Source organism: Salinisphaera hydrothermalis C41B8 (genome assembly GCF_000732535.1).
Classification (GTDB): Bacteria; Pseudomonadota; Gammaproteobacteria; order Nevskiales; family Salinisphaeraceae; genus Salinisphaera; species Salinisphaera hydrothermalis.
In genome coordinates this window covers 50,699-57,328 of the sequence record NZ_APNK01000025.1, presented here as the reverse complement: position 1 = coordinate 57,328, position 6,630 = coordinate 50,699, and the positions used below count along the sequence as shown (strand labels likewise).

General features: G+C 63.3%; 5 protein-coding genes and 1 pseudogene. All 6 read right to left on the bottom strand.

All coding sequences use genetic code 11. The features are described from left to right. Positions 1 to 245 precede the first annotated feature (245 nt). Positions 246 to 1,046: pseudogene (locus C41B8_RS20180) on the bottom strand (IS1595 family transposase). Positions 1,047 to 1,367: 321 nt separating this feature from the next. After that, positions 1,368 to 2,117: a triose-phosphate isomerase gene (locus C41B8_RS14175; protein ID WP_037339520.1), complete on the bottom strand. Its 750-nt coding sequence runs from the start codon at positions 2,115 to 2,117 to the stop codon at positions 1,368 to 1,370. 41 nt (positions 2,118 to 2,158) lie between these two features. Then, positions 2,159 to 2,641, bottom strand: a complete 483-nt coding sequence (locus C41B8_RS14170; RefSeq protein ID WP_037339518.1) for a ribose-5-phosphate isomerase — start codon at positions 2,639 to 2,641, stop codon at positions 2,159 to 2,161. Next, positions 2,638 to 4,371, bottom strand: coding sequence for a dihydroxyacetone kinase family protein (locus C41B8_RS14165; RefSeq protein WP_037339516.1), 1,734 nt, complete (start codon positions 4,369 to 4,371; stop codon positions 2,638 to 2,640). Before C41B8_RS14165 ends, C41B8_RS14170 begins: the two co-directional genes overlap by 4 nt. Before the next feature lie 72 nt (positions 4,372 to 4,443). Then, on the bottom strand, positions 4,444 to 5,391 hold the full coding sequence (locus tag C41B8_RS14160) for a D-ribose ABC transporter substrate-binding protein (protein ID WP_415752840.1): 948 nt from the start codon (positions 5,389 to 5,391) through the stop codon (positions 4,444 to 4,446). Between the two features lie 72 nt (positions 5,392 to 5,463). Further along, positions 5,464 to 6,621, bottom strand: a complete 1,158-nt coding sequence (locus tag C41B8_RS14155; protein WP_051883559.1) for an ABC transporter permease — start codon at positions 6,619 to 6,621, stop codon at positions 5,464 to 5,466. Positions 6,622 to 6,630 lie beyond the last annotated feature (9 nt).

Genomic DNA, 6,630 nt, shown 5'->3' with positions numbered 1-6,630 from the left:
ATCAAAAGCGGTAAGTTCGGCGCCGACGAGCTGGCTGAATGCCTGGGCCTTGAGTGCCTGCTGGCCGATCTCGAATTGTTCATCTATGGTCATTGCCCTCTCCCGGAACTAACGACAACGAAGAATTGAATCAAGGTTCAATATCTGCGCATAGAATTGAACAAGGATTCATTACATGTCAAATCACCTATCGAGATTGCTGGCGCGGCTGCTTAGACGTGGAGCACGGCCATCATGCTTCTTGATTATGTACAAAGCTCAGCCCGCATCAGTCGATACTCGGGCCGCAGCGCGGTGGTCGCGGCGGCGCGCCGCAGCCGCGGCAGTATGGAACGCAGGTTATAACGCCGGTTGAAGCGGTACTGAAACTCGGCCAGGTAACGCGGTGCGTACTTGGCGAACTTGAAGGCGTGATAGGTGCCATGGATGGCGGTCTTCAGATTACCCAGCATGATATTGGCCCACCGGAATTCGGGATGCTCGGCCGACGCCCGGCCCGAGCCGGTGACAATCCCGAGGTGATTTGCGGCTTCCGCGCGCAATAGCCAAAACACCGGCAGCCCGTCCGATACGGCGTCGGTGTCTGCTGTTAAGGCGTCGTTGGCCAGCCGGCCACCGCCTTTGATGTGAAGGGCATACAGCGGATCACGGTCTGATGCGGCTTGCGTTCAGCCATGACGGTCATGAGCTTGTGTCTGATGCGCCAGGCCATGCGTCAGTTGACCCCGAGCTGGCGCCGCAGTGCCAGGGCGGAGACGTTGTTCTTGGCTTGCGGCAACAAATGCATGGCCAGAAACCAGGTCGTCAGGTGGAGTTTCCTCGAATCGAAGAGTGTGCCGGCGGTGACCGTGGTCTGGTGTCGACAACGTCGACACGGCCAATAACCGCGGCCCGCGCGTTCAAACGTCGTGTGCAACCGGCAGAGGCACGCTGCGTAGACAAAGCCCTGCGGCCAATGCCTGTGCGCATTGTGCTTCGGTACCATACTGCTGCATGAAGTCAACCAGCGACAGGCCGGGTCGCATCTGGACCTGATTGATCGCCATGACAAATCTCCGTTAGCGTCATGGCTCGATTATCCGCCGTCGGTGGGTCAGGTCATGACCCCGCTGAGCTTCATCCATAATCAGGTAGACTCTTAAGACCGATCGTCTGCAGACCGACGCCGATGACATCGGACCTTATACAGGCGCGAGCAATCGATGGCCGCGCCGCGCGCAGAAGAAGAAAACGCCGGGTCATTCTTATTTTGGACGAATCGCGATTGAGCCGGCTCGATCGGCCGGCGAATGCCTCTCGGGCAGGGAACCAGATCTTCTTGCATCTGCGCAAATCTGCGTCGATCTGCGGACAATTGTCTTGAAAAACTAGTTCGCCAGCTCGGCAGCCTCATCGAGAATGGCCTCGAAGGCCGTCGTGTCGTGCGCGAAGCGGCCCAGGAACAGGCCGTCGATGCCGTGGCCGAGCTCGCTAAGCGTTCCCGGCGCGGCACTGCCGCCATAAACCACGGGCACATCACGCTGGCCGGTGCGCTCGGCAAGACCGGTCTTGAGGCCTTCGGCCACCTCGGCGACATGCGCGGCGCTCGCGGCATCGGATTGCCCGATCGCCCAGACCGGCTCGTAGGCAATGACCAGCGGAACCGGCTCGTACAACTCGGCCAGAGACGCCATGAGCTGTTCCAGGCAGAACGCCGTGGCGGCGTCTACCGGGCCCTCTTCGGGTTCGCCGATGCATAACCAGGGGGTAAGACCGTTGCGCACGGCTGCGGCCACTTTTCGAGCCACGATGGTGTCATCGTCGCCGAACACTCGACGACGTTCGGCGTGACCAATCTCGGCATAGAAACAGCCCATCTCCGCCAGATCGGCGCCGGAGACCGCGCCGGTATAAGCGCCGCGGTCATGCCAGAACAAATCCTGGGCGCCGAAGCGGATCGGGCTATCGGCACAGGCCGCCATGGCCAGTTCCATGGCCGGCAGGGTGGGAAAAACGGAGAGTTCGACGGCGCCAGACGCCACCGCGCGATGCCGACGAGCGATCTCGGCGGCCGCCGCGCACCACTGGCGGGTACGCGGCCGGTCGAGATACATCTTGAAACTGACGCCGATATGCATGGAAGAATCCAACGCTGAATCAATCGGCGTCTATTATGGCGTCACTCCACGGGGCTGTGGTCGCCCGTTTCCTCGTACTGCTTGATGACGGCCACTTTCTTGGCCGACGAGGAGTTTTCGTCGAAACGATAGGTCAGCCACTCGCGGGCCAGTTTGCGCGCCAGCTCCAGACCAATCACGCGCTGGCCGAAGCACAGCACTTGGGCATTGTTGGACAGGATACTGCGCTCGACCGAGTAGCCGTCGTGCGCGGTCACGGCACGAATGCCGGGCACCTTGTTGGCCGAAATCGCCACGCCCAGCCCGGTACCGCAGATCAGCAACGCCCGATCGGCTTCACCGGCCGCAATCTTCTGAGCGGCCGCGATGGCGACCGTCGGGTACGGCGTCTTCGCCGCCTCGTCCACGCCCATGTCCTCGACCGACGACACATAGTCGCTGGCTTGCATATCGGCCTTGAGGGCTTCCTTGTACTCGTAGCCCGCTTCGTCGGACCCGAGGATGATTCGAAGTTTGTCGCTCATGCTGCGTCCTCATGCAGGGATTCGAGTGTGTCAGCGACCGCCGAAACGATCATGGCGAACGAAATGGCGCCCGGATCGGCGTGGCCTATGCTCTTGTCGCTGTGGTTCTTGGCCCGGCCCTTCTTCGGGGCCAGGTTTGCGGTCGCGTCGGCGGCCTGCTGCGAGGCTTCCGCCGCGCGGCGCCAGGCCTGGCGCAAAGGCGTACCGGCCTTCACTTCTTCGGCCAGCTTGTCCGAGAACGGCTTCATCGAGTCGAGCATGGTCTTGTCGCCGATCTCGGCGCCGCCCAGGCGCATAATGGCGTCGGTCGCTTCAACCACGCCCTCGGCCACGACCGGAGCGGCCACGCTGTTCTCGTCGCCGATGCAGGCGCCGACACTGCGCAGGCCGAGGCCCCACAGGGCGCCCGACGTGCCGCCAGCCTCGTTGGCCCAGGCATCGCCGGCCCGCATCAGGACAGTGCCGGCACCACAGCCTTTTTCAACCGCCCGCCGGGCGGCGGACAGCGCCGCACGGGCGCCGGTGTCCATGCCGATGCCGTGGTCGCCGTCGCCCGAGATGGCGTCGAGCTTGCCGAGATCCTCGGCCTCGGCCTCGATCTTGGCCTGAATGGTCTCGATCACGGCCAGCATGCCGGCGGCATCGGACTTGGAGTCCTCGCTCGCGTCCGGCGTTTCTTCTTCGTGCGCTGCGGCCAGATCGGCGTCATCGCGCGGCTCGCCTTCCAGCGCCACACCGCCGCGACAATACGCCGGCGTGGTAGCAGGCGCGGTCCAGGCTTGCTCCAGCGCGTCGTCGAGCCAGAACAGGGTCAGCGATACGCCGGCCATCTCGAAACTGGTGACCAGTTCGCCCACTTCGGGTTGCACCAACGTCAGGCCCGCGGCTTCCAGCCGCTCGGAGACGCGCTTGTAGAGTACGAACAGTTCTTCGTACTTGACCGAGCCCAGGCCGTTGAGCATCACGCCCACGCGCGGCGACGCCGCGCCGTCCGGACGTTCATCGAGCAGGCGATCGACCAGCATGTCGGCCAGATCCGACGCGCTCGGCATATCGACTTCCTCGATACCCTGCTCGCCGTGGATACCCATGCCCACGCCCATGCGGCCCTTGGGCACGGTGAACAACGGCTGGCTGGCGCCGGGCAGCGTGCAGCCGGAAAAGGCCACGCCGAACGAGCGCGTACGATCGTTGGCGTGGCTTGCGAATTCATACACCTCGTCCAGCGACTTGCCCTCGGCCGCAGCCAGCGCAGCCGCACGGAACACGGTCAGATCACCGGCAATGCCGCGACGCTCGCTGGCCTTGTCGGCGGGGCCGCTGCAGATGTCGTCGGTGACAGCAAAACAGCGACAGGGAATCCCTTCCGCTTTCAGGCGTTCCTCGGCGATGCCGAAGTTGAGCACGTCGCCGGCATAGTTGCCGAACGACAGCAGCACACCCGAATCGGAAGCCGCGGCCTTGGCCACGGAATAAATCTGTTGTGCCGACGGCGAAGCGAAGACGTTGCCCATGGCCGCCCCGTGGGCCAGGCCCTGGCCAACCAGCCCGGCAAACGCCGGATAGTGACCGGAACCGCCGCCGATGACCACGGCAACCTGTCCAGGCGGGGTTCGAGTGGCACGCACCACGCCGCCGGGCACGCGGCGCACCAGATTGCTGTTGGCGGCAACGAAACCGTCGATGCTCTCATCGACGAAATCGGCGGGATTATTCACTAGGTACGTCATGGGGAACTCCTCAACAAAACGCGCGGGCCACCACGGCCCGCGCGCACTCGTCGGCTTGATGCCGTAGCGGGTTTACGAGCTGCTGGTCATGCTCTTCAGGGTGAACGGGGCGACGAAGTCGTCGGCGTTCTTCTTGGTGATCAGGACGCAGTCGAACAGCTGCTTCTCGTGATCAACACCGGTGTTGCCATGCTTGATGTAGTGGTCGGCTTCGTCGACCGCCTTCTTCGCGAACACGGCAACCGGCTGCAGCACGGTGTAGGCCAGCTCACCCGACTTGACCGCATCCACGGCGTCCGGGGAACCGTCGAAACCGCCAACCGTCACGCCCTTGAGCTTGCCGGCTTCCTTGAGCGCGGCAATGGCGCCGAGGGCCATTTCGTCGTTACCGCTGAGCACACCGTTGATGTTCGGGTGCGCCTGCAGCATGCCCTGCATCTTGTCGTGGCCCTGGGTGCGGTCCCAGTTGGCAACCTGATGGGCGACCCGTTTCAGGTCCGGGTACTGCGACAGCACAGTGCGATAACCGTTGGAACGCGTGGCCGCGTTGTTATCCGACGGCGCGCCCTTGAGCTCGACGTACTTGCCCTTGCCGCCAATGGCTTTGACGAACTGCTGCGCACCCAGCGCCGCGCCCTGCGCGTTGTTGGACACCAGCTGCGCCTTGGCCAGACCCTTCTGGTTGATCTCGGCGTTGACCAGGAACACCGGGATACCGGCCTGTACGGCCTTCTTTACCGAACCGATGGAACCGTCGGCGTTGGCCGGGTCCAGGATGATCGCCGCCGAGTGGTTGGTGATGGCGGTGTCGATCAGGTTGCGCTCGGTGTTGGTATCACCCTTATGCGCCGACACGTTGGCCTTGTAGCCCAGCGAGCGGGCTTCCGTGGCCGCCACCTGGCCCTCGGTGCGCCAGTACGGATTCGACGGATCGTTGACGATAATACTGATCAGCTTACCGTTGCCGGAATCGGCCGCGGACGCCGTGGACAGGCCGGTGAAGGCCGCGGCGGCGACCATGGCGGCACCGGCCAGGATTATTGTTCTGCGTAGCATTGCTTGCATCTCCTTCTCTTTGGTTGCATCCCCCGGTCAGCCGGCGGTCTTTTGTGGAACCTGTCGGGCGCCGCCCGATGCGGCGGTTCCGGCGGATTCGGTTTTCTGCGGCGACGGCGTGGCACCGCCGTCGTTCGAGCTCTTCTTCTTGGCACGGCCGCTGTATTCGATCGAGTTCAGCAGGACAGCGAGCACGATCACGGCGCCGGTGAACACCATTTGCCAATAGGCCGACACACCCACGATGACCAGGCCATCGGACAGAAAGCCGATCACGAATGCGCCCAGCAAGGTGCCGCGCACGTTACCGATACCGCCGGTCAGCGCCGCCCCGCCAATCACCACCGTGGCGATAGCGGTCAGTTCATAGGTGGTACCCGCGGTCGGCCCGGCCGAGGTCAGCTCGGAGGTCAGCACCAGACCGGCGATGGCGGCACAGATGCCCGACAGCACATACACCGAAATCTTGACCCGCTTGACCGGTACGCCCGACAGACGCGCAGCGCGCTCGTTGCCGCCCGAGGCATACAACCAGCGGCCGAACGCGGTCTTGTTGAGCACCACGCTCAGAATGAGCGCGACCACAATCATCACCAGCACGCCGATCGGAATGTCGAACAGCCGATTGAAGCCCAGCCAGTCGAAGCCGGTGTTGCCCAGCGCTTCCTTACCGCCCAGGTTGTTGTAGGTCAGGCCGCCGGTGATCAGCAGCGCGATACCGCGCACGGCGTACAGCGAGCCCAGGGTGGCCACGAACGGCGGCACCTTGAAGCGGGCAATCAGGATACCGTTAACCAACCCGACGAACGCGCCAACGCCGCAGACCAGCACGGCGACCACCCAGATCGGCGGATACAGCGTCACACCAAGCGGCGCGAGTTCTACGCCGTGGATGAAAAAGCCGGCCATGACCCCGCAAAGTCCCAGCGTGGAGCCCACCGACAGATCGATGCCGCCGTTCAAAATCACCAACAGCATGCCCAGACCGAGCAGGCCGTAAATGGCCACATGCGAGGACATGGTCAGCAGGTTGTCGAACGTGAAGTAATTCGGCGACAGATAGGAAAAGACCACGATGATCGCGATCAGGCCGAAGAACGCCCGTCCTTCAAGCAGCAGGCCGACCGGGTCGAAACCGTTGGCAAACAGCCCGCTCTTGCCCTTCGTGTTGGTTGCAGCGCGTGTATCGCTCATGTTTGTAAT